Consider the following 20,650-nt stretch of genomic DNA (forward strand, 5'->3'; position numbering starts at 1 on the left):
GCGATCACCGCCCGACTATGCGCCCGGCGGTGGCGTCCTGCAGGGCCTGTCGATCGATCGCCGCCGCGATCTCGCTCAGCTCAACCGGCAGCCGACGCCGCCAATTCGGGTGTTCGTCAATCGTGCCCGGCACGTTGGGCTGATCGGCGACTTTCAGCAGATCCTCCAGCGAGATTGCCAACAGCCGCGAGCGGGTGCGCGCCATGAACCGCGTCACGGCGTAGAAATCGTTGCTGTCGATTGCCTCATGGCGCAGCACATTGTCGAGCATGCCGAGCGCGTGCCAGCGCGCGTCATCGCTTTCGCCGGGATCGATGCCGACCGAGCGCTTGAAATGCAGATCGGCAAAACCGCGCCAGCCGGCGAAGGTGGCGAGATCGTGGGTGTTGAAGGTCACCAGCGCGTCGGCCGGGTAGCGATCGACCGAGCGGAACGAGCCGTCGTCGTCGCGCTCAAAGATCATCACGCGATACGACCAGATGCCCCAATCGGCGAGCCGTTCACGAAAACCATCCGGCACCGTGCCAAGGTCTTCGCCGATCACCACGCAGCGCTGCGCCTGGCTCTCGAGCGCCGTGACCGCGAGCAACGCCTCGAATGGCATCGCCGCATAGGCGCCATTGTCGGCGCGATAGCCATGCGGCACCAGATAGAGCCGTTTCAGCCCGAGCACATGGTCGAGCCGGATCGCGCCGGCATAGCGCATCGAGGCCGCCAGCATGGCGCGATAGGGCTCGAACGCCCTCGCCTCCAGCCCCGCGGCGTTGAAGCCGGCGAGACCCCAATCCTGGCCCGCGGTGTTGAGCTGATCGGGCGGCGCGCCGACGCCGAGTTTGCGCGAAATCGCGATCTGCTCATTCCAGGCATCAAAGCCATTGCTCTGCACGCCGACCGCCACGTCGAGATAAAGCCCGACCGGCATGCCGCGGCGCTCGGCTTCAAGCTGGCAGTCCTGTAGCTGCTGGTGCGCGCACCATTGCACATATTCGACAAACGCCACCGCATCGCTGTGCTCGCCGCTGGCAAACGCCGCGCATTGCGCATCGTCCGGCCGCCGCCACACCTCCGGCCATTCCCACCAGGGCGTGCCGAACTGATGGCGCAGCACTTCAAAACAGGCAAAGCGCGTCAGCAGCGCGCCGCGCTCGCGCCGAAACGCCGCGAACGCCTCGGTGCGCGCCGGATCGACACCCCTACGAAACGCCGCAAACGCCGCGCGCAAGCCGCGCCATTTCAGCTCGGCAACCTCGCGATAGCGGATCATGTCGCTGGCGCGCAGCTCGCCGAGCAGCGTTTCGATCTCATCGAGCGTGGAACGCGGCAATTCCGGCAGTTTGGCGACATCGATATAGAGCGCGTTCAGGAACAGGCGGCTGTTCGGCGAGTACGGGCTGCAATCCTGCGGCCGATCATCAAACAGCGCATGCAGCGGATTGAGGCCGATGCCCGCGGCGCCAAGCTCGGCGGCGAGCGCGATCAGGTCGGCAAGATCGCTGAAATCGCCCATGCCCCAATTGCGCTGTGAGCGCACGCTATAGAGCTGCACCGATAGCAGCCAGCCGCGATCGAACGCACCACCAAACGCGCGCGCCGGCGCCACGATCACAGGCACCTGCTCGCACGTGCCGGCGGCATCGCGCAGATCGAGCTGGTAGAGCCCCTCGGCCAGCCCTTGCGGCCCGGCCCAATGGCGCTCGACGCATTCGCCGGTGGCCCGCACACACTCATGCTGAAGAAGCCGCCAATGCACCGGCAATTGCGCGGTAGCAGTTAGTTCGGCGCGCAGCTCGCCGCCCCGCGCCACCAGCACTGTGCCAAGCAGCGGTTTTGGCTGCGGCTGCGGAATGGCATCGACGATCGCCGCCAGCGCTGCGGGAGCGGTGACACGGTGCTGTCCTTGCCCGTCATAAAACTCCGGCGAAATTCCGAGTTCGGCGGCTCTGGCGAAAGTGTCCATTCGATCTGCTGTTTCGTCGCGCGACATAGCGACGCTGGAAGGGATTTGGCGTGATGCAGCAGGCGGAAGGCCGGTAACGCCGCAATCGCGGCTGAGTTCCGGGAACCAACTGCGGTGATCAAGAGTTTCTAGTGGTGTCGGGCGGGGGCCCTCCAGTCATGGGTCGGAACATCTTGTTTGCTCCACATATTTGGCATCACCGTGAATAAAACAACCCAAACCATGATCAGCCCCGCGCTGGGTGGGGCGTTTCACATCGAAGCCATCCATCCTTTGGTCGATGGCGGCCGCTTTCCGGTCAAGCGTATCGTCGGCGAACCGATCGAGGTCGAGGCCGACATTTATCGCGACGGCCACGACATCATCGCCGCAGCGCTGCTGTGGCGGCGCGAAGTCGATCGCGATTGGCAGCGCGTGCCGATGCAGCACGACGTCAATGACCGCTGGCACGGCCAGTTCGTGCCCTGCCAGCTTGGCCGTCATCTTTATGCCATCGAGGCCTGGACCGATCAGTTTGCCACCTGGCGCCATGGTTTTGAGCTGAAGCTGAACGCCGGCCAGGACGTCTCCCTCGACGCGCTGGAAGGCGCCGAACTGCTGTCGCGCACCGCGGCCAGCGACCAAGTCGGTGCCGTGATCCAGCGCCAATGCCAGCTTTTTCTGGAATCCGGTGATTATCAGGCCCTGCTGGCGCCGGAACTGATGGCGGCGATGGCGCTGGCCCAGCCGCGCCCCGACCTGACCCGCTCGCCCGCACTGCCGCTGATGGTGGACCGGCCGCGCGCCCGCGCCGGCGCCTGGTATGAAATGGTGCCGCGCAGCCAGGGCCGCACGCCCGGCCAGCACGGCACGTTCCGCGATTGCATCGCGCGGCTGCCCGATATCGCGGCGATGGGCTTTGACGTGCTCTATCTCACGCCGATCCACCCTATCGGCCGTACCAACCGCAAGGGCCGTAACAATGCGCTCGCCGCAGCGCCCGGCGATCCCGGCAGCTTCTATGCGATCGGTTCGGCCGAAGGCGGCCATGACGCCGTGCATCCGGAACTCGGCACCATCGAGGATTTCCGCGCTTTGGTCGCCGCGTGCCGCACGGTCAATCTCGAGGTCGCACTCGACATCGCGGTGCAGTGCTCGCCCGATCACCCGTGGCTGCGGCAACACCCAAACTGGTTCCGCCGCCGGCCGGACGGCAGCATGCGTTTTGCCGAAAACCCGCCCAAGAAATACGAAGACATCGTCAATCCGGATTTTGCCTGCGACGACGCCGGTTCGCTCTGGAATGCGCTGCGCGACGTGCTGCTGTTCTGGGTGGCCGAGGGCGTCAGCATTTTCCGCATCGACAATCCGCACACCAAACCATTCCGGTTCTGGGAATGGCTGATCCGCGAGGTGCAATTGCGCCACCCGGATGTGATCTTTCTCGCGGAAGCCTTCACCCGGCCGAAATTGATGAAGGGGCTGGCCAAGCTCGGCTTCACGCAGTCCTACACTTATTTCACCTGGCGGGTGCAGAAGTGGGAAATCGAACAATATCTGCGCGAATTGACCGGCGTGCCGGAGCGGGACTTTTTTCGTCCGAACTTCTTCGTCAATACGCCAGACATCCTGCCCTTTCATCTGCAAAGCGGTGAGCCCTGGGTGTTCAAGGCCCGCTTGGCGCTGGCTGCGACGCTGTCAGCAAGCTACGGCATCTATAACGGTTTTGAGCTACTCGAACACCGGCCGATCCCCGGACGAGAAGAATATCTCGATTCCGAAAAATACGAGATCAAGGTGCGCGACTGGGATCAGCCCGGCCACCTGAAATCCTATATCCGCGATCTCAATCAGGCGCGGCGCCGCCATCCGGCGCTGCTGCAAACCAATGATCTTCGTTTTGTCGAGATCAACGACGAGCATGTGATCGGCTTCATCAAGCGTTCGCTCGACGGCCGCAACACGGTCGGGGTGGCGATCGCGCTGTCGGGCGAGGTCCATGACGTCTGGTTCCCGCTCGGCGACACGCTGGTCGAGGTCGGCGGCGAATTGAAACCGCCGGTCGCGGTGGAAAATCTGATCACCGGCGAACGCCTGCCGGTGCAGTGGGGCGGCCTTCAGCTACGCATCGATCCGGCCCGTGACCCCGCTTTGCTGTTTCAATGTCTGGCTTGAGTGTGCAGTCCATGAACATGATGACTTCGATCGACACCGCGACGACGGCGGACGACAGCAACAATGACGCGCTGTGGTACAAGGACGCCATCATCTACCAGCTGCATGTCAAGGCGTTTGCCGACAGCAACAAGGACGGCATCGGCGATTTCGCCGGGCTGACCGAAAAGCTCGATTACCTGCAGGACCTCGGCGTCACCACGCTGTGGCTGTTGCCGTTCTACCCCTCGCCTGGCCGCGACGACGGCTACGACATTGCCGATTACGGTTCGATCAATCCCGATTTCGGCACGATGAAGGATTTTCGGCGCTTCATCACCGAAGCCAAGAAGCGCAAGCTGCGCGTCATCACCGAATTGGTGATCAATCACACCTCCGATCAGCACCCGTGGTTCAAGCGGGCGCGGCGCAGCGAGAAGAATTCCAGCGCGCGCAATTGGTATGTGTGGAGCGACACCGACCAAAAATATGCCGGCACCCGCATCATTTTCACCGACACCGAGAAGTCGAATTGGACCTGGGACCCGGAAGCCGGCCAGTTCTACTGGCATCGGTTCTTCTCGCACCAGCCCGACCTCAATTTCGACAATCCGCGCGTGGTGCGCGCGGTGGAGCAGGTGATGAAACGCTGGCTCGATGCCGGGGTCGATGGCTTCCGGCTCGATGCCATCCCCTATCTGTGCGAGCGCGACGGCACCAACAACGAGAATTTGCCGGAAACGCACGCCGTCATCAAAGCGCTGCGCCGCGCACTCGACGCCTATGCCAAGGACAAGGTGCTGCTCGCCGAAGCCAATCAATGGCCCGAGGACGTGCAGCATTATTTTGGCGACGGCGACGAATGCCACATGGCTTATCACTTCCCGCTGATGCCGCGGTTCTATATGGCGATCGCCCAGGAGGACCGTTTCCCGATCACCGACATTTTGCGCCAGACGCCCGACATTCCGAAGAATTGTCAGTGGGCGCTGTTCCTGCGCAACCATGACGAACTGACGCTGGAAATGGTCACCGATGTCGAGCGCGATTATCTGTGGTCGACCTATGCCCACGACCCGCGCGCCCGCATCAATCTCGGCATCCGCCGCCGGCTGGCGCCGCTGATGGACAATGACCGCCGCAAGATCGAGCTGATGAACTCGCTGCTGCTGTCGTTCCCGGGCACGCCGATCATCTATTACGGCGACGAGATCGGCATGGGCGACAACATCTATCTCGGCGACCGCAACGGCGTGCGCACGCCGATGCAATGGACCCCGGATCGCAATGGCGGCTTCTCGCGTGCCGATCCGGCACGGCTCTATGCGCCGATGATCATGGACCCGGTCTATGGCTATGAGGCGGTCAATGTCGAGGCACAGTCGCGCAGCCTGTCATCGCTGCTCAGCGCCACCAAGCGGCTGATCTCAGTACGCAAATCAACGCTGGCGTTTGGCCGCGGCACCATGACGTTCATCCGCCCGGCCAACCGCGCGGTGCTGGCCTATGTCCGTCAATACCAAGACGAAGTGATCCTGTGCGTCGCCAACCTGTCGCGCTCGGCGCAGGCCACCGAACTCGACCTGTCGCCGTGGAAGGAGCGCATTCCGCAGGAAATGCTCGGCCGCAGCCGTTTTCCGGCGATCGGCGAACTGCCTTACATGATCACGCTCGGCCCCTATGGCTTCTATTGGTTCCGGCTGATCGAGCGCGTCGCCGACGAACACGTTGCGCCCCATAGCCTGGTGCCGGAATTCGAGACCCTGGTGGTGCCGTACGGCTCGTCCTGGATGACGCTGGCGCGCACCCGCGGCGTGTTCGAGCGCGATGTGCTGCCCGGCTTCCTGTCGCGCAGCCGCTGGTTCCCGGAGCGCAATCCGCGCGCGATCGTGCCGCGCCTGACCTCGGCGATTCCGGTGTGCATCGAGGGCGACAACCGGCCGTGGATGATCTTCTTCGAGGCCACGGTGCGCGGTGTCACCGGGCGCTACGTGCTGCCGATGAAGATCGACTGGGTGCGGTTCGACCGCGAGCGCTACAATCCGCGCGCGTTCTCCGCGGTACGCCAGGGCGCGCGCGAAGGCACCCTGCTCGACGTCGCGACCGACACCGAGTTCGTGGCGCTGCTGCTGCAATGCCTGCGCGATCGGCTCTGCGTCGAGCACGATGGCATGAAGCTGATGTACCATCCCACGGAACGGCTGGCGGAATTGCCGCCGAAGGCACCCGAGCATATCCGCGCGGTGGAGACCGAACAGTCGAACTCGACCGCGCTGGTCGACACCGATTACGTGGTCAAGACCTATCGCCGGCTCGACGACGGTCTTAATCCGGAAATCGAGATGGGCCGGTTCTTGACCGACGTCGCCGGCTTCGCCAACACACCGGCGCTGCTCGGCAGCGTCGAATATCACGAGGGCGACAGCGCCAGCGCGATCGCGGTGGTCCATGCCTTTGTGCAGAACCAGGGCGATGGCTGGAGTGTGACCTCGGCCTATCTCGACCGCTATCTCGACGAGCAACGGCTGTCGACCGAGAACGAACAGCCGGAGGAAAGCGAGCAGCAGATGCTGTATCTGCGGCTGATGGCGCAGACCGGCAAGCGGGTCGCCGAGCTGCATCTGGCGCTGGGCAGCCACCCGGAAATCGCCGATTTCGCACCGGAGCCGATCAGCGCGGCGCAGGCCGAGGCCTCGATCGACGAAGTCGCCGCGGCTGCCGATCGGGTGATCGCCGAGCTGCTCCGCAAGCGGGAGCAGCTGCGCGAGCCGGAGCGGCTGCTGGTCGACCGGCTGCTGGCGCAACGCGATCAGATCAAGCCGCAGCTCGCGGCGCTGTTTCCGCGCGGAGAGGCCGGGCTCAGCATCCGCCATCATGGCGATTTCCATCTCGGCCAGATGCTGATCGTCAAGGATGACGTCTGCATCATCGATTTCGAGGGCGAACCACGGCGCAGCCTCGCCGAACGGCGGCGCAAGGCACCGCCAGCCCGCGACGTCGCCGGGCTGCTGCGCTCGATCGATTATTCCACGACCGCGGCGCTGGAGCGCGCCCGGCAGAGCGCCCCTGAGGAGCATGGCCGGCTCGCCGCCGCGCTGGAGGCCTGGCGCGGCCGCGCCAGTGCCGCTTTTCTCAGCGCCTACCGCGAGACGATGGATGACAACGGGCTATGGCCGGCCGAGCGGCACGCAGCGGATGGGATTCTTGACTTCTTCCTGTTAGAGAAAGCGTTGTACGAGATCGAATATGAACTGGCGCATCGGCCGGACTGGCTGCGCGTCCCATTGGCCGGCGCCGTTCGGATTTTGGCGCCGCGCAACGAGGAGGTGACATGATTGCGAAGCTGCCCGATGAGGCCTACGCGATCGTGGAAGGTCGCCATGCTGACCCGTTCCGCTATCTCGGTCCGCACCGGGACAATGATCTGACCGTGGTGCGGGCATTTCTGCCCAATGCCGCCAGCGTCGATGCCGTGGACGAGCATGGCGACTGCGCCGCGCTCGAGCGGGTGCATGATGCCGGGCTGTTCATCGGGGCGCTGCCGAACGGTTCAAGCCGCTATCAGCTGCGCGCCCGGTTTGGTGATACCACCATCGATCTGGAAGACCCCTACCGATTTCCGCCGATCCTGACCGATTTCGATCTCTATCTGCTCGGCGAAGGCACCCATCTCAAACTGTACGACAAGCTCGGCGCCCATCCGATGACGCTGGACGGCGTCAATGGCGTCGGCTTTGTGGTGCTGGCGCCCAATGCCCGCCGCGTCAGCGTGGTCGGCGATTTCAATTTCTGGGACTCGCGGCGCCATCCGATGCGGGTGCGCGGCAACGGCTATTGGGAGCTGTTCGTGCCGCACGCCATCGCCGGCGACCGCTACAAATTCGAGATCGTCGGCCCGAATGGCGCGGTGCTGCCACAAAAATCCGACCCGCTGGCCTTTGCCACCGAGCTGCGGCCGAGCACCGCCTCGATCGTGCTTGATCCCGCGCAGGTGCCGACGCCGCGTCCATCCGCCAACGGCATCAACGCGCTGTCGGCGCCGATGTCGATCTATGAGGTCCATCTCGGCTCCTGGCGGCGCAAGGACGGCAATGGCTGGCTGACCTACCGCGAGCTGGCCGACACCCTGCCCGCTTACGCCCGCGACATGGGCTTTACCCATCTGGAATTCCTGCCGGTCAGCGAGCATCCGTTCGATGGCTCCTGGGGCTATCAGCCGACCGGGCTGTTCGCGCCGACCAGCCGGTTCGGCAGCCCGGCCGATTTCGCGGCGCTGGTCGATGCCTGCCACCGCGAAGGGCTCGGCGTGCTGCTCGACTGGGTGCCCGGCCATTTCCCGGATGACGCCCATGGCCTCGCCAATTTCGACGGTACCGCGCTCTATGAGCACGTCAACCCGCTGCAGGGCCGCCATCTCGACTGGGGCACGCTGATCTACAATTACGGCCGCACCGAAGTGGTGAACTTCCTGGTCGCCAATGCGCTGTTCTGGCTGGACCGCTATGCCATTGACGGGCTGCGCGTCGATGCGGTGGCCTCGATGCTGTATCTCGACTACAGCCGCCCGGAAGGCGGCTGGATTCCCAACAAATATGGCGGCCGCGAAAATCTGGAAGCGATCGCCTTCCTGCGCAATTTCAACCGCGAAGTGTTCGGCCGCTTCCCGCAAGCCACCACCGCCGCCGAGGAATCCACTGCCTGGCCGCAGGTGTCGCAGCCGATCGAACATGGCGGGCTCGGCTTCGGCTACAAGTGGAACATGGGCTGGATGCACGACACGCTGGATTACATCAGCAAGGACCCGATCTACCGCAAATATCATCACGGTCAGATCCTGTTCGGCCTGCACTACGCGTTTTCGGAAAACTTCATCCTGCCGCTGTCGCATGACGAGGTGGTGCACGGCAAACGATCGATCCTCGGCCGGATGCCCGGCGATCCCTGGCAGCGCTTTGCCAATCTGCGCGCCTATTACGCCTTCATGTTCGCCCATCCCGGCAAGAAGCTGATGTTCATGGGCTGCGAATTCGGCCAGGAGCGCGAGTGGAATCACGATCAGTCGCTGGACTGGCACCTCTTGGAGCAGGACAGCCACCGCGGCATCCAATCGCTGGTGCGCGACCTGAACGGCCTGTACCGCACCCTGCCGGCGCTGCACGAATGCGATTGCGACCCGTTCGGCTTTGAATGGATCATCACCGATGATGGCGATCGCAACGTGTTCGCCTGGATCAGAAAGGGCAATGATGCGCGCGACCGCTGCCTGGTGATCGCCAATTTCTCGCCGAACGTCTATCACGACTACAAGGTGCGAGTGCCGTTCCCCGGCGCCTGGCGCGAAGTGTTCAATTCCGACTCGGCGCATTATGGCGGCAGCAATGTCGGCAATGTCGGCGAGGTGGAAGCCACTGGCCTTGTGCCCGAACTGTGCGTGACCGTGCCGCCGCTTGCGGTCATCTATCTGGTGCCTGAACGGCCATGATGCGGTTGTCGGCCGGCTGCGCGGCCCGGCTCGGCGCGAGTTGGGATGGCCGCGGCACCAATTTCGCGCTGTTCTCGGCCAACGCCACCAAGGTGGAATTGTGCCTGTTCGACAGCCAGGGCCGGCGCGAGCTGGACCGCATCACCCTGCCCGAACGCACCGAAGACGTCTGGCACGGCTATCTGCATGACGTCACGCCGGGCCAACTGTATGGCTACCGCGTGCACGGCCCCTATGAGCCCGAGCTCGGCCACCGCTTCAACGCCCACAAGCTGCTGCTCGATCCTTATGCCAAACGGCTCGCCGGCCGGCTGGTGTGGAGCGACGCGCATTTCGCCTATCGCGCCGGCAGCCCGCGTGAGGATCTGTCATTCGACCGCCGCGACAATGCCCGCGGCGTGCCGAAAGCCGTGGTGGTGGACGAAACCGCCACCGCCGGCCGCCAAGAACCGCGGCCGCAGATTCCCTGGGAAGACACCATCATCTACGAGGCGCATGTCAAAGGCCTCACCGAAATGCACCCCGACGTGCCGCCCAATCTGCGCGGCAGTTTCGGCGCGCTGGCGTCGCCGGCGATGATCGCGCATTTCAAGCGGCTCGGCGTCACCACCATCGAGCTGTTGCCGATCCATGGCCTGATCGATGACCGGCATCTGATCGAGCGCAAGCTGTCGAATTATTGGGGCTACAACACTCTGGCGTTCTTTGCGCCCGAGGAGCGCTACAGCCCGCACGACAACGCGCTCGATGCATTCCGCACCACCGTGGCGCGGCTGCACGACGCCGGCATCGAAGTGCTGCTCGACGTGGTCTATAACCACACCGCCGAGGGCAATCATCTGGGGCCGACGCTGTCGTTCCGCGGCATCGACAACGCCTCATATTACTGGCTGCACCAGGAAAACCGCCGCTACTACGACGACTTCACCGGCTGCGGCAATTCGCTCAATGTCAGCCATCCGCGCGTGTTGCAGATGGTGATGGACAGTTTGCGCTATTGGGTCGAGACCTGCCATGTCGATGGCTTCCGCTTCGACCTCGCCACCACGCTCGCGCGCGGCCCGAGCGGCTATGATCGCAATGGCAGCTTCTTTGCCGCCGTGCGGCAGGATCCGGTGCTGGCCCATGTCAAGCTGATCGCCGAGCCCTGGGACCTCGGCCTGGGCGGCTATCAGGTCGGCGGCTTCCCCTCGCAATGGTCGGAGTGGAACGATCGCTACCGCAGCCTGCTGCGGCGCTATTGGGGCGGCGAAGGCAGCCTGATCGGCGAAATCTCGCGGCGCATGACCGGCTCGTCCGACCTTTATCATCGCGACGGCCGCAAGCCGCGCGCCAGCATCAACTACGTCACCGTGCATGACGGTTTCACGCTCGCCGACCTGTACAGCTACAATCACAAATACAATCTCGCCAATGGCGAGGACAATCGCGACGGCTCCAACAACAACGACAGCTGGAATTGCGGCCATGAGGGCCCAACCACCAATGCCGCCGTGCAGGCGCTGCGGCTGCAGCTGCGCAAGAACCAGCTCGCCTGCCTGATGCTGGCACAGGGCGTGCCGCTGCTGCTGGCCGGCGACGAGGTCGGCAATTCGCAGAACGGCAACAACAACGCCTATTGTCAGGACAACGAGGTCGGCTGGGTCGGCTGGGAAGGGCTTGGTACCCCGCACGACGATCTGATCGATTTCATCGCACGGCTCACCGAGCTGCGCCGCCGTTTTCCGCAGCTCCGTGCCAATCGCTGGCTCGACGGCCGGCGCAGCGACGGCTCCTATGGCGTGCTGTGGCTGACGCCGAACGCCGAGGAAATGAATGAGCACGACTGGGCCTATCCCGACGGCCGCTTTCTTGCTTATGTGCTGGGGCCGACCGACCCCGGCTTCGCCGCGCTGTTCATCGTGCTCAATGCCGCCGCGCAGCCGATCGGCTTCACGCTGCCCAAGCTGCCGGAATATCACGTGTGGCGGCAATTGCTCGACACCACAGATGAACGCGCCGTGATTGCACCGTTCGCCTCGGGCGCAAGCAGCACAGCGCCGCCGCGCTCGGTGCTGGTGTTCGCCGGCTCGGTGGCCTGAGGCCCTTCCCCGCGCTACCCGCGCGGAACTATTTTCGTCAGCACGACTTGCATCAACGGGCCGCCACCGGCGGAAACGTCACCGCGAACCGTTGTCATGCCTCCCGCCATTCCGCTCGCGACCTATCGCCTGCAGCTCACCGCAGAATCTGGCTTCGACGCCGCCGCCGCGATCGTGCCTTATCTAAAGGCCCTCGGCATCAGCCATCTCTACGCCTCGCCATTCATGACGGCGCGCGCCGGCTCCACCCATGGCTATGACATCATCGACCACACCGCGCTCAACCCGCAGCTTGGCGGCGAACCAGCATTCGAGCGCCTGGCGGCAGCGCTCAAGCAGCACGATCTCGGCCTGATCCTCGATTTCGTGCCCAATCATGTCGGCGTTCATTTTGACGATAATCCATGGTGGCTGGATGTGCTGGAATGGGGACCGGCCTCGCCCCATGCTGACTCGTTCGACATCGATTGGGATATCCTGCCGCACCGCTCGCGCGACGGCGTGTTGCTGCCGATCATCGGCAGTTCCTATGGCGAAGCGCTGGAGCGCGGCGAGATCGAGCTGCGCTATGATGCCGACCAGGCCAGCTTCTCGGCCTGGTACTATCAGCACCGGCTGCCGATCGCGCCCGAGCGCTACCGCGACATTCTGCGTACCGTGGTCAAGACCACCCATGCCGAAGCCAGCGCCACAGGCCGCGCCATCCTCGAACTCGTGGCGCGCTATGCCGGACTGAAGCAGCCGGACCGCGCCAGCGCGCCGGCGTTCCGGCACAGCCTGCGCCAGATTCCCGGCGCCACTGATCTGATCGCGCGCGGGCTTGACGCTTACCTTGCCGGCGAAGGCCGCCCGGCGCAAACCCAGGCGCTGCATCTTTTGCTGGAACGGCAGCATTATCAGCTCGGCCATTGGCGATTGGCGGCGAGCGAGATCAACTACCGGCGCTTTTTCGACGTCAACACGCTGGCGGGCCTGCGCGTCGAGGACGCCTCAACTTTCGACGCGATCCATGGATTGGTGCAGCGGCTGGTGACTGAGGGCAAGCTGCACGGGCTGCGGCTTGATCATATCGACGGCCTGCACGACCCGGCGCAGTATTTTGTACGGCTCAGGCGGCTGCTGCGCGACGCGCGCGGCGGCGTCACCTCGCCATTCTATATGGTGATCGAAAAGATTCTCGGCGAGCATGAGACCTTGCCGCGCTTTGCCGGCGTGCATGGCACCACCGGCTATGAATGGCTCAATATCATCAGCCGCGTGCTGGTCGATGGCGCCGGCCTTGGCGCACTCGATGAGGTGTGGCGCCAGATCAGCAACCGCGCCCCGGATTTTCCGCCGGTGCTGCGCGAGGCCAAGCGCCGGGTGCTGCAAACGCTGCTGCTCAGCGAATTCACGGTGTTGGCGCGATTGCTGGCGCGGATCGCCGGCGGCCATTATTCGACGCGCGACTTTGCCGCGAGCAGCCTGCGCCAAGCGCTGGAACTCTATGTGCTGCACTTTCCGGTGTATCGCACCTATCTCAACGCGGCAGGACCGACCGCGCCAGACCGCGCGCTGATCGCCGACACGATCGAGCGCGCGCGCGCCGATTGGTTCGCCCCCGATGAAGGCCTGTTTGATTTTCTGCGCGAGGTGCTGACGCTCGATCTGATCAAGCGCGGCACCACCACGCACAGCAAGCGCCGGGTGCGGCGATTTGCGCTGAAACTGCAGCAATTCACTGGGCCGACCATGGCGAAGTCGCTGGAGGACACCGCGTTCTATCGCTACCACCGGCTGCTGGCGCTCAATGAGGTCGGCGGCGATCCATCGGCAGCCGCCCTGCCGATCGACGCCTTCCATGAGATGATGCGCAAGCGCGCCATCGATTGGCCGCACGGCCTAACCGCGACCGCCACCCACGACACCAAGCGCGGCGAAGACACCCGGGCGCGGCTGCTGGCGCTGGCTGAATTGCCCGGCGAATGGACCGCGGCGGTCGCGCGCTGGAAGGTGCTCAACGCCCCGCATCTGACCATCGACAATACGACCCGCGCGCCGTCGGCGCCTTTTGAATACATGCTGTATCAGACCCTGCTCGGCGCCTGGCCGCTGCAGCCCGAGCCGGATTTCACCGCACGGATTCAGGCCTATGCGCAGAAGGCGGCGCGCGAAGCCAAGCAGCAGACCAGCTGGCTCAATCCCCATGCCGGCTATGAAGCCGGTGTGCGCGGTTTCATTGAACGGATTCTCGATCCCGGCCGCTCCGGCGACTTCATCGATCAGCTGCAAATGCTGGCGGAGCGCGTCGCGCTGCTCGGCGCGCTCAATTCGCTGGCGCAGCTGACGCTGAAAGCCACGCTGCCGGGCGTGCCGGACTTTTATCAAGGCGCCGAGTGGTGGGACCTGTCGCTGGTCGATCCCGACAATCGCCGCCCGGTCGATTTTGCCGCGCGCGCCGCGATGCTGGATGATCTGCATCAGCCGGACTGGGCCGCGCTCGCCGATACATGGCGCGATGGCCGCATCAAACTGGCCTGGACCCACGAATTGCTGCGGCTGCGCGCAGCGCATCCGACGCTGTTCTCCGAAGGCAGTTATCAGCCGCTGCGCGTCGAAGGGCCGCTCGCCGACCGGGTGATTGCCTTTGCCCGCCGCCATGACCGCGAGGCGGTGATTGTCGCGATCGCCTGCAAGCTGGCGCCGCTCACCGATCAGGGCTGGCGCTGGCCGCGCGCCGATGATTTTGCCGGTGCGGTGCTGCTCGATAGCTATCAGATCGATGATCATCGCGACGGCCAGAAGCTGGCGCTGGCCGATTTGTTTGCAAACCTGCCGGTCGCGGTGCGGCGCGCGCGTTATCGCGGCAAGCTCGGGCCGTCGCGGCTGCGGCGGACACGGAGCTGAGCAACCACCATCCAGACAAGCAGAGGCCGTCCGGGATCGAGCGAGGGCCGGACGGCCTTGGCGGTCTCGTGCCGAGCTGGTCGGTTCCCTACGCCGCTGGGATCGAGGCTGGCGCCACAAGGTTAACGAAACGTTACGGGCGCACTACGCACGATCCTCAGGGCTTTTTGTCCAGCAACAGCCGGCCGCGCTGCCGGATGGTGGCCTGCGTCACCTCGGCGAATTTCTGCAGCAGCCACGGCAGCACCACTTCGACCCGAACGTGATCATCGGCGACCTCGACCTGCCCGGCCGCGACCTGACCGAGCGCACGCGCGCGGAACATCATGCGGTCGCCGTCCCAGCGTTGCTCATCAAGCTTGAGGATCGGCACGCTGGCGGTGGCGCGCGCCAGTCCGGACTCGATCCGGCGCCGTGCTTCGTCGCGGCCAAGCCGGTGCGGAATCGAAACGATCAGCGGTGCTGACATCGGCGGATATCCCTGTGGTGTGAGCCCTCGGCAAATGTAGGTCGGCGCGCGGCGCAGACCAGAGGCGAGCTACGAGTTCATAGCCCGGAACATTCGTCCCGGTCGTCCGTTGGCGCTGCATTCAGCGGGGCACACGGGCTTGAGGAGAATGCCATGTCGATCGGAACCATCATCCTGATCATTCTGATTATCGCGCTGCTCGGCGGCTTCACCGGCGTCGGCGGCGGGCCGTTCTACGGCACCGGTTATTATGGCGGCGGCGGGCTGGGGCTGGTGATCGTGATCCTGCTGGTGCTGGTGCTGCTCGGCAAACTCTAGCGTTTCCGGCGCCCCGCTCCGCTGACCGTCAAGCGCTCGATCGCCGGCGCCAGCGGGGTGGCCGCCTCGAAGTAATCGCGCCAGGCGCGACTCTTGGCGAGCAGCGCCGGCACGGTGCGCAAGGTAAAGCGCTTCGGATCAAGCCCGGCTTTGACCTGCGCCCAACTGATCGGCATCGACACTGGCGCACCCTCGCGGGCGCGCGGCGACAGCACCGCCACCGCGGTCGCCATCCGGTCATTGCGCAGATAATCGAGAAATATCCGGCCGTGGCGCTTAGCCTTGGCCATGTTGATCAGATAGCGCCGCGGACTATCCGCCGCCATCTGCGCGCACAGCGTCTGCGCAAAGGTTTTGGCGCGCGGCCAATCGGTGTTGTGGTCGGCCGCAAGCGGCACCACGACATGCAAACCCTTGCCGCCGGTGGTCTTGCAGAACGCAGCAAGGCCGAGTGCGGTCAGCCGTTCGCGCAGCTCACGCGCCGCCATGATCACGTCATCAAACGCCAGCTCCGGCGCCGGATCGAGATCGAACACCAGTCGCCCCGGCTGGTCCGGTGCATCGGGCGCGCAGTTCCAGGGATGCAGTTCGACGCCGCCAAGCTGCGCTACCGCGGCCAGCGCCTCGATCCGGTCGATCTGCAGATAGGGTTTTCGATCGCCCGATATTTTTACCAGCGTCAGCAGCTCGGAGCCGCCCGCCATGCCATGGCGCTGAAAGAAGCGCTGTCCCAACAGGCCGTCGGGCGCGCGCACGATCGAGCACGGCCGCCCTTTGAGATGCGGCAGCATCCAATCGCCGACCGCCTCGAAATAGCGTGCCAGATCGAGCTTGGTCAGCGCGCCGTCGCCGTCATCGGGCCACAGCTCCTTGTCGGGATTGGACAACGTCACGCCGAGCACGGTGGCATCATCGCGGCGGCGAACGGCGGCAGCGCGCCGGACTGTGGCCGGCTTCGCCTGGGGGCGTGGCGCAGTGGCCGTCTCATCCGTGATTTCGGCCGCGGGCTTATCGAGCCGCAAGCCCTTGAACGCCGCCTGCCGCAACTGACCGGCGCCGGTGAAGCCAGCGAATTCGATTTCGGCGACCAGCTCCGGCCTCAGCCAATGCACTTCCTTGCCCGCGCGCGGCGCATTGCTGCCGCTGAACGGCCTGGTGTCCGACGCCGCGCGCTCCAGCGCCGGCATCAGCCGCGCAACGGTGTCGCGGCCAAAGCCAGTGCCGACCGTGCCGAGATAGACAAGCTGATCATTGCGATACACGCCGACCAGCAGCGAGCGGAACTTGCCGTTGGCGCTGTTCCAGCCGCCGATCACCACCTCCTGCCCGGCCCGGCATTTTGCCTTGGTCCAGCTGGTGCTGCGGCCAGAGCGATACGGCGCGTCGAGCTTTTTTGAGACGATGCCTTCCAGCTTCATCTCACAGGCCGTTTGCAGCACTTCGTCGCCGCCGGCCTCGACATGATCGACATAGCGGATCAGCGCCCCCTTGCGCCGCCCGCGCGCGACCAGCAGTTGTTGCAGCCGCTGTTTGCGTTCCAGCAGCGGCCGCTGCCGCCAATCGGCGCCATCGGCATAGAGCAGATCGAACGCATAGCAGATCAGTTGATCGGTCTCGCCCTCGGACAGCACCGCCTGCAACAGCGCAAAATCCGGCACGCCGTTGTCGTTGAGCGCGACAATCTCGCCATCAATCAGCACATCGGGCAACGCCGCGGCCGCGCGGGCGATCGCCGGGAACTTGTCGGTCCAATCAAGGCCGCTGCGCGTGAACAGCCGCGCTTGGCCCTCTTTCACATGGAGCTGCATGCGGTAGCCGTCGAGCTTGATCTCATGCGCCCAGCCCGTGCCGGACGGCGGCCGCGTCACCAGCGTGCAAAGCTGCGGCGCCACAAAGCCCGGCATCGGCGCAGCTTGGCTGCGGCCCCGCGGCTTTGCTGGCGCGCGCGGCGGCGTGCTCGGCGCCCGACGACGGGCGCGTTCAGCCGATGGGGTGCGCGGCTTGGCGGTCGGCGACGCGGCGCTGCGCTTGCTACTGTCCCATACCGCATCGGCTTTGGCGCGCGCCGCCATCCGCCGCATGAACGGTTTTGGACCGCGCCCCTCGCCCGCAGCGATCTCCTCCATGGTGCGTCCCGACGCCACCGAGCGGTCCTGCGCAAGCACCGCCTCGCCGTCGCCCTCGCGCGCCTCGTCGTCGCGATGCTTGATCAGCAGCCAGTTGGTACGGCCGCTGCCATCACGATCATGGCGCATCCGCACCAGCACCCAGCTGCCGCGCAGCTTCTCGCCATGCAGCGTGAATTTCAGATCGCCCTTGGCGAGCCCTTGTTCCGGATCGTCACACTCCCAATAGCCGCGATCCCACAGCAGCACGGTGCCGCCGCCATATTGGCCCTTGGGAATGGTGCCTTCGAAATCGCCATAGTCGAGCGGATGATCCTCGACCTCGACCGCGAGCCGCTTGTCCTGCGGATCGAGCGAGGGCCCGCGCGTTACCGCCCAGGACTTGAACACGCCGTCGAATTCGAGCCGCAGATCGTAATGCAGCCGGCGCGCGGCGTGCTTCTGGATCACAAAGCGCAGGCGCTTGGCGCGCCGCACTGGCTGATCGCCGGAAGGCTCGGCGGTCTGCTGAAAATCACGCTTGCTGCGATACTGGGTAAGGCTGGAGCGACCCATCACGAGCATCCTGCGGCCAGCATCCTGTGGCGAGCATCCTGAAGCTGGCCAATGCACGGGCCATGCTGCCACGCGCCGCCGGCAACCCAAACCGGAAAATACGCCAGCGGTTCCCGCAGTGCCGGGCGGCGCTCGGGCTCGGCTACTTCTTGGCACCCTTGCGCTTGCTGGCGGCCTTGCTGATCGCGCTGCGCTTGACCGACTTCTTGCTGCTGCGCCGGCTGGCGGCGGCCTTGGTGGTTTTTGCGGTCTTGCTCGCCCGCTTGCTCGACTTTTCCTTCGGCACCTTGTTGCCGGCCGACCTGGCTTCCGACAGCCCGATCGCGATCGCCTGCTTGCGGCTGGTCACGGTCTTGCCGGAGCGGCCGCTTTTCAGCGTGCCAGCCTTGCGCTTCTTCATCGCGCGTTCGACTTTGCTACTTGCCGCTTTGGAATAGTTGCGCGCCATCACCGCTCTCCCGGTTGCCGGCGAACCAATCACCAATGGCAGCGATCGTTCCAAGCCGGCCCGATATTGGTGCGATGGCTCATCACCGTACGAAAACAACGAAGGGCAATAACGAGCGCCGAGCTTCCGGGTTCGCCCGCTGACGCGGGCGCCCCGGAATGACTCGTTGATCGAGCACCGCTTACTTCACCTCTGCCCGCGTGCGGGGCGCGTGCGGGGAGAGGCGCTCAGCGCGATTCGGCGCGCTTCTCGATTACGAACACGATGCGTTCGTCGCTGCGCTCGCGGCGTTCGATGCGGTCGCCGGTCTCATTGATCAGCGTCGGGATGTCGATCACCGCCATCGGATCGGTGCAATGCACCTCGAGCCGCTCACCACCACGCAGGGTTTGCAACGCCTTGCGGGTGCGCAGCACCGGCATCGGGCATTTCAGGCCGGTGAGATCGAGGATGGTGGTCATAGCCGGATCGTACTCGAGATCGTACTTGGGAGGTGGCGATCGTCAGGGCAGCACGTGGCTGTGCCGATCGCCAAGGCTGATGGACGCGAGATATTCAGTGCGAGATATTCAGTGATCGTGACCATGATGGTGGCCACAGCCGCAGCCCTGTCCGTGTGCGTCGCCGTGACCATGATCGTGATGATGATCATGGTCGTGGCCGTGGTCATGATCGCAGCCGCAACCGCAGCCATGGCCCTTGTCATGATTGTCATGCTGGTGCGCGGCGTGGTCGCCATGGTCATGATTGCAGTGATCATGCCCGCAATGCTGATGATCGTGATCACCGGCGGCAGGCTTGGCCGCGGGGGCGGCATAGACGCCGCCTTCCGGATCGAACGGCGCCTCGATGGCGAGCGTGCGCCCGCCGAGCGCCTTGGCCATCGCCTCGACCACCGGATCGCGGCGAATGCGCAACCCCTTGCCGACGATCTGCATCGGCAACTGCCGATGACCAAGATGCCAAGCGATTCGCGCCACATGGGGCAGATCGTTGCCACGAATCTCGGTCAGCGCCTCGGCCGCCGCCACCACTTCGATCAGCCGGCCGTCGTCCAGCACCAAGGCATCGCCGCCGCGCAGCGTCAACTCCTGCTCAAGGTCGAGCAGAAACGCCAGGCCGCGGGTGCCGGTCAGCGCCGTGTGCCGGCTGCGCCGTGCATCAAAATCGAGCACGACGGTGTCAGCCGCCGGCTCTGCCCAATGATGTTGTCCGAGAACTTTGCTGGCGCGGATCATGGCTGCTGCATTCAAGGTTGATGACAAAAGCGGCACCGAGCGCGGCGATCGCCGCGGCAGGCCCGCTCGCGGATTGCTGGTGAAGTACGCTCGGGCTGATGGTGCGCCATCATAGCCGCGCCGAGCGGCAGGTTCACGCTGATTCTCGCGGCGCGAACAGCCTGCGGTCGAGAAGGCTACAGCACCGCCCGGCTGCGGGCGGCGGTTTTGCGAAACAGCGTTTCCAAAGCGACATTGACGCCCTGGCAGCCGGCCGCGACCTGTTCAGCCCAGTCGAGATAGTCGACCAGCCGCTCGCGCTCCCAATCATCGGGCGGCGACACCAGCAGCGAGCGCAGATTGCTGATCTTGTCGGCGAGCTTGATCATGCGCGCCCGCGCGCTGAGATGCGGCGCATGCGCGATCTGCAGGCGCTTGCGCTCGGCCTTCGGCAACGTCTTGTCGTCGGATACTTCCACCACCAGCACGGCGACATCGTCGCCGAACAGCTCGGCGAGCTGCTCGCGGCTGACATCGGTGTCTTCGATGGTGTCGTGCAGCCAGCCGGCCGCAACCAGCGCCGCGTCCTTGCCCTCGGTCGCCGTCGCCAGCAAATGGGCCACTTCGGCAAGATGATTGAGATAGGGCTCCCGCGACGCCCCCTTGCGGCGCTGCCCGGCATGGCAGCGGGCCGCAAAATCCGCGGCGCGGGATATCAGAACCAGACCTTGCATCGGCGCTCTCCTCGTTCGTTCGCTGCGGGGACCGCCGGCCGGCGTGCAGCACTCGGCTCAGATCCGGCCCAGACCACCGTTAAGCCGCTGAATGGACGGCGATCCCGGCAACCGAGCGGCATCGCGCTCAGCGGTAGCTTGGTCGGCACGCGATACGCCACTTTGCCACCGAACGGTGGCCTCCGAACGACGTTGCCTTGTGACAGATCACGCCATGGAACCGGGCCGCCATGCAATCACACCT

Annotated in this window: 13 protein-coding genes; 6 read left to right on the top strand and 7 right to left on the bottom strand. The window is 64.9% G+C overall.

Going from position 1 to position 20,650, the window contains the following annotated elements:
* Nucleotides 1-4 precede the first annotated feature (4 nt).
* Nucleotides 5-1,957, bottom strand: coding sequence for a 4-alpha-glucanotransferase (malQ, locus tag BJ122_RS13800; RefSeq protein WP_110781612.1), 1,953 nt, complete (start codon nucleotides 1,955-1,957; stop codon nucleotides 5-7).
* 222 nt (nucleotides 1,958-2,179) lie between these two features.
* Between malQ and BJ122_RS13805 the strand changes: the two genes are divergently transcribed.
* The 5 genes from BJ122_RS13805 (at nucleotide 2,180) to treY (ending at nucleotide 14,539) form a co-directional block, all read left to right on the top strand.
* Nucleotides 2,180-4,111 carry an alpha-1,4-glucan--maltose-1-phosphate maltosyltransferase gene (locus BJ122_RS13805; RefSeq protein ID WP_110781613.1) on the top strand — a complete coding sequence of 644 codons (1,932 nt, stop codon included), beginning with the start codon at nucleotides 2,180-2,182 and terminating at the stop codon, nucleotides 4,109-4,111.
* Between the two features lie 11 nt (nucleotides 4,112-4,122).
* Nucleotides 4,123-7,425 carry a maltose alpha-D-glucosyltransferase gene (gene treS, locus BJ122_RS13810; protein ID WP_110781614.1) on the top strand — a complete coding sequence of 1,101 codons (3,303 nt, stop codon included), beginning with the start codon at nucleotides 4,123-4,125 and terminating at the stop codon, nucleotides 7,423-7,425.
* The gene (gene glgB / locus BJ122_RS13815) at nucleotides 7,422-9,572 is read left to right on the top strand and encodes a 1,4-alpha-glucan branching protein GlgB (RefSeq protein WP_110781615.1); all 2,151 of its coding nucleotides are present in this window, start codon (nucleotides 7,422-7,424) and stop codon (nucleotides 9,570-9,572) included. The genes treS and glgB overlap by 4 nt, the downstream gene beginning before the upstream one ends.
* Nucleotides 9,572-11,653, top strand: coding sequence for a glycogen debranching protein GlgX (gene glgX, locus BJ122_RS13820; protein ID WP_110781655.1), 2,082 nt, complete (start codon nucleotides 9,572-9,574; stop codon nucleotides 11,651-11,653). The genes glgB and glgX overlap by 1 nt, the downstream gene beginning before the upstream one ends.
* Nucleotides 11,654-11,749: 96 nt before the next feature.
* On the top strand, nucleotides 11,750-14,539 hold the full coding sequence (treY, locus tag BJ122_RS13825; protein ID WP_110781616.1) for a malto-oligosyltrehalose synthase: 2,790 nt from the start codon (nucleotides 11,750-11,752) through the stop codon (nucleotides 14,537-14,539).
* Between the two features lie 157 nt (nucleotides 14,540-14,696).
* Here treY and BJ122_RS13830 read toward each other — a convergent pair whose 3' ends face one another.
* Nucleotides 14,697-15,008, bottom strand: a complete 312-nt coding sequence (locus BJ122_RS13830; protein ID WP_103011013.1) for a polyhydroxyalkanoic acid system family protein — start codon at nucleotides 15,006-15,008, stop codon at nucleotides 14,697-14,699.
* 153 nt (nucleotides 15,009-15,161) lie between these two features.
* On the opposite strand from BJ122_RS13830, the gene BJ122_RS13835 reads away from it, so the two are divergent.
* Nucleotides 15,162-15,326, top strand: coding sequence for a DUF3309 family protein (locus tag BJ122_RS13835; RefSeq protein ID WP_080674752.1), 165 nt, complete (start codon nucleotides 15,162-15,164; stop codon nucleotides 15,324-15,326).
* Here the strand turns inward: BJ122_RS13835 and ligD are convergent.
* From ligD to BJ122_RS13860, 5 genes are all read right to left on the bottom strand, one after another.
* The gene (ligD, locus tag BJ122_RS13840; protein ID WP_110781657.1) at nucleotides 15,323-18,007 is read right to left on the bottom strand and encodes a DNA ligase D; all 2,685 of its coding nucleotides are present in this window, start codon (nucleotides 18,005-18,007) and stop codon (nucleotides 15,323-15,325) included. The two genes, BJ122_RS13835 and ligD, sit on opposite strands and share 4 nt — an antisense overlap.
* A 142-nt stretch (nucleotides 18,008-18,149) precedes the next feature.
* A complete protein-coding gene (locus BJ122_RS13845) occupies nucleotides 18,150-18,455 on the bottom strand; it encodes a DUF6496 domain-containing protein (protein WP_110781617.1) in 306 nt (101 codons plus the stop codon).
* Nucleotides 18,456-18,682: 227 nt separating this feature from the next.
* The gene (locus tag BJ122_RS13850) at nucleotides 18,683-18,916 is read right to left on the bottom strand and encodes a sulfurtransferase TusA family protein (protein WP_110781618.1); all 234 of its coding nucleotides are present in this window, start codon (nucleotides 18,914-18,916) and stop codon (nucleotides 18,683-18,685) included.
* Nucleotides 18,917-19,024: 108 nt separating this feature from the next.
* A complete protein-coding gene (locus tag BJ122_RS13855) occupies nucleotides 19,025-19,693 on the bottom strand; it encodes an urease accessory protein UreE (RefSeq protein WP_110781619.1) in 669 nt (222 codons plus the stop codon).
* A 176-nt stretch (nucleotides 19,694-19,869) separates the two neighbouring features.
* The gene (locus tag BJ122_RS13860) at nucleotides 19,870-20,406 is read right to left on the bottom strand and encodes an HD domain-containing protein (protein WP_110781620.1); all 537 of its coding nucleotides are present in this window, start codon (nucleotides 20,404-20,406) and stop codon (nucleotides 19,870-19,872) included.
* Nucleotides 20,407-20,650: the final 244 nt, after the last annotated feature.

Source organism: Rhodopseudomonas faecalis (assembly GCF_003217325.1).
Lineage (GTDB): Bacteria > Pseudomonadota > Alphaproteobacteria > Rhizobiales > Xanthobacteraceae > Rhodopseudomonas > Rhodopseudomonas faecalis.

Excerpts from the sequence above, each read along its gene's own strand:
- treS (WP_110781614.1), top strand. The coding sequence starts at position 4,123 with ATGAACATGATGACTTCGATCGACACCGCGACGACGGCGGACGACAGC.
- BJ122_RS13830 (WP_103011013.1), bottom strand. The coding sequence starts at position 15,008 with ATGTCAGCACCGCTGATCGTTTCGATTCCGCACCGGCTTGGCCGCGAC.
- BJ122_RS13835 (WP_080674752.1), top strand. The coding sequence starts at position 15,162 with ATGTCGATCGGAACCATCATCCTGATCATTCTGATTATCGCGCTGCTC.
- malQ (WP_110781612.1), bottom strand. The coding sequence starts at position 1,957 with ATGGACACTTTCGCCAGAGCCGCCGAACTCGGAATTTCGCCGGAGTTT.
- BJ122_RS13855 (WP_110781619.1), bottom strand. The coding sequence starts at position 19,693 with ATGATCCGCGCCAGCAAAGTTCTCGGACAACATCATTGGGCAGAGCCG.
- BJ122_RS13845 (WP_110781617.1), bottom strand. The coding sequence starts at position 18,455 with ATGGCGCGCAACTATTCCAAAGCGGCAAGTAGCAAAGTCGAACGCGCG.
- ligD (WP_110781657.1), bottom strand. The coding sequence starts at position 18,007 with ATGGGTCGCTCCAGCCTTACCCAGTATCGCAGCAAGCGTGATTTTCAG.
- BJ122_RS13850 (WP_110781618.1), bottom strand. The coding sequence starts at position 18,916 with ATGACCACCATCCTCGATCTCACCGGCCTGAAATGCCCGATGCCGGTG.
- treY (WP_110781616.1), top strand. The coding sequence starts at position 11,750 with ATGCCTCCCGCCATTCCGCTCGCGACCTATCGCCTGCAGCTCACCGCA.
- BJ122_RS13805 (WP_110781613.1), top strand. The coding sequence starts at position 2,180 with ATGATCAGCCCCGCGCTGGGTGGGGCGTTTCACATCGAAGCCATCCAT.
- glgB (WP_110781615.1), top strand. The coding sequence starts at position 7,422 with ATGATTGCGAAGCTGCCCGATGAGGCCTACGCGATCGTGGAAGGTCGC.
- BJ122_RS13860 (WP_110781620.1), bottom strand. The coding sequence starts at position 20,406 with ATGCAAGGTCTGGTTCTGATATCCCGCGCCGCGGATTTTGCGGCCCGC.
- glgX (WP_110781655.1), top strand. The coding sequence starts at position 9,572 with ATGCGGTTGTCGGCCGGCTGCGCGGCCCGGCTCGGCGCGAGTTGGGAT.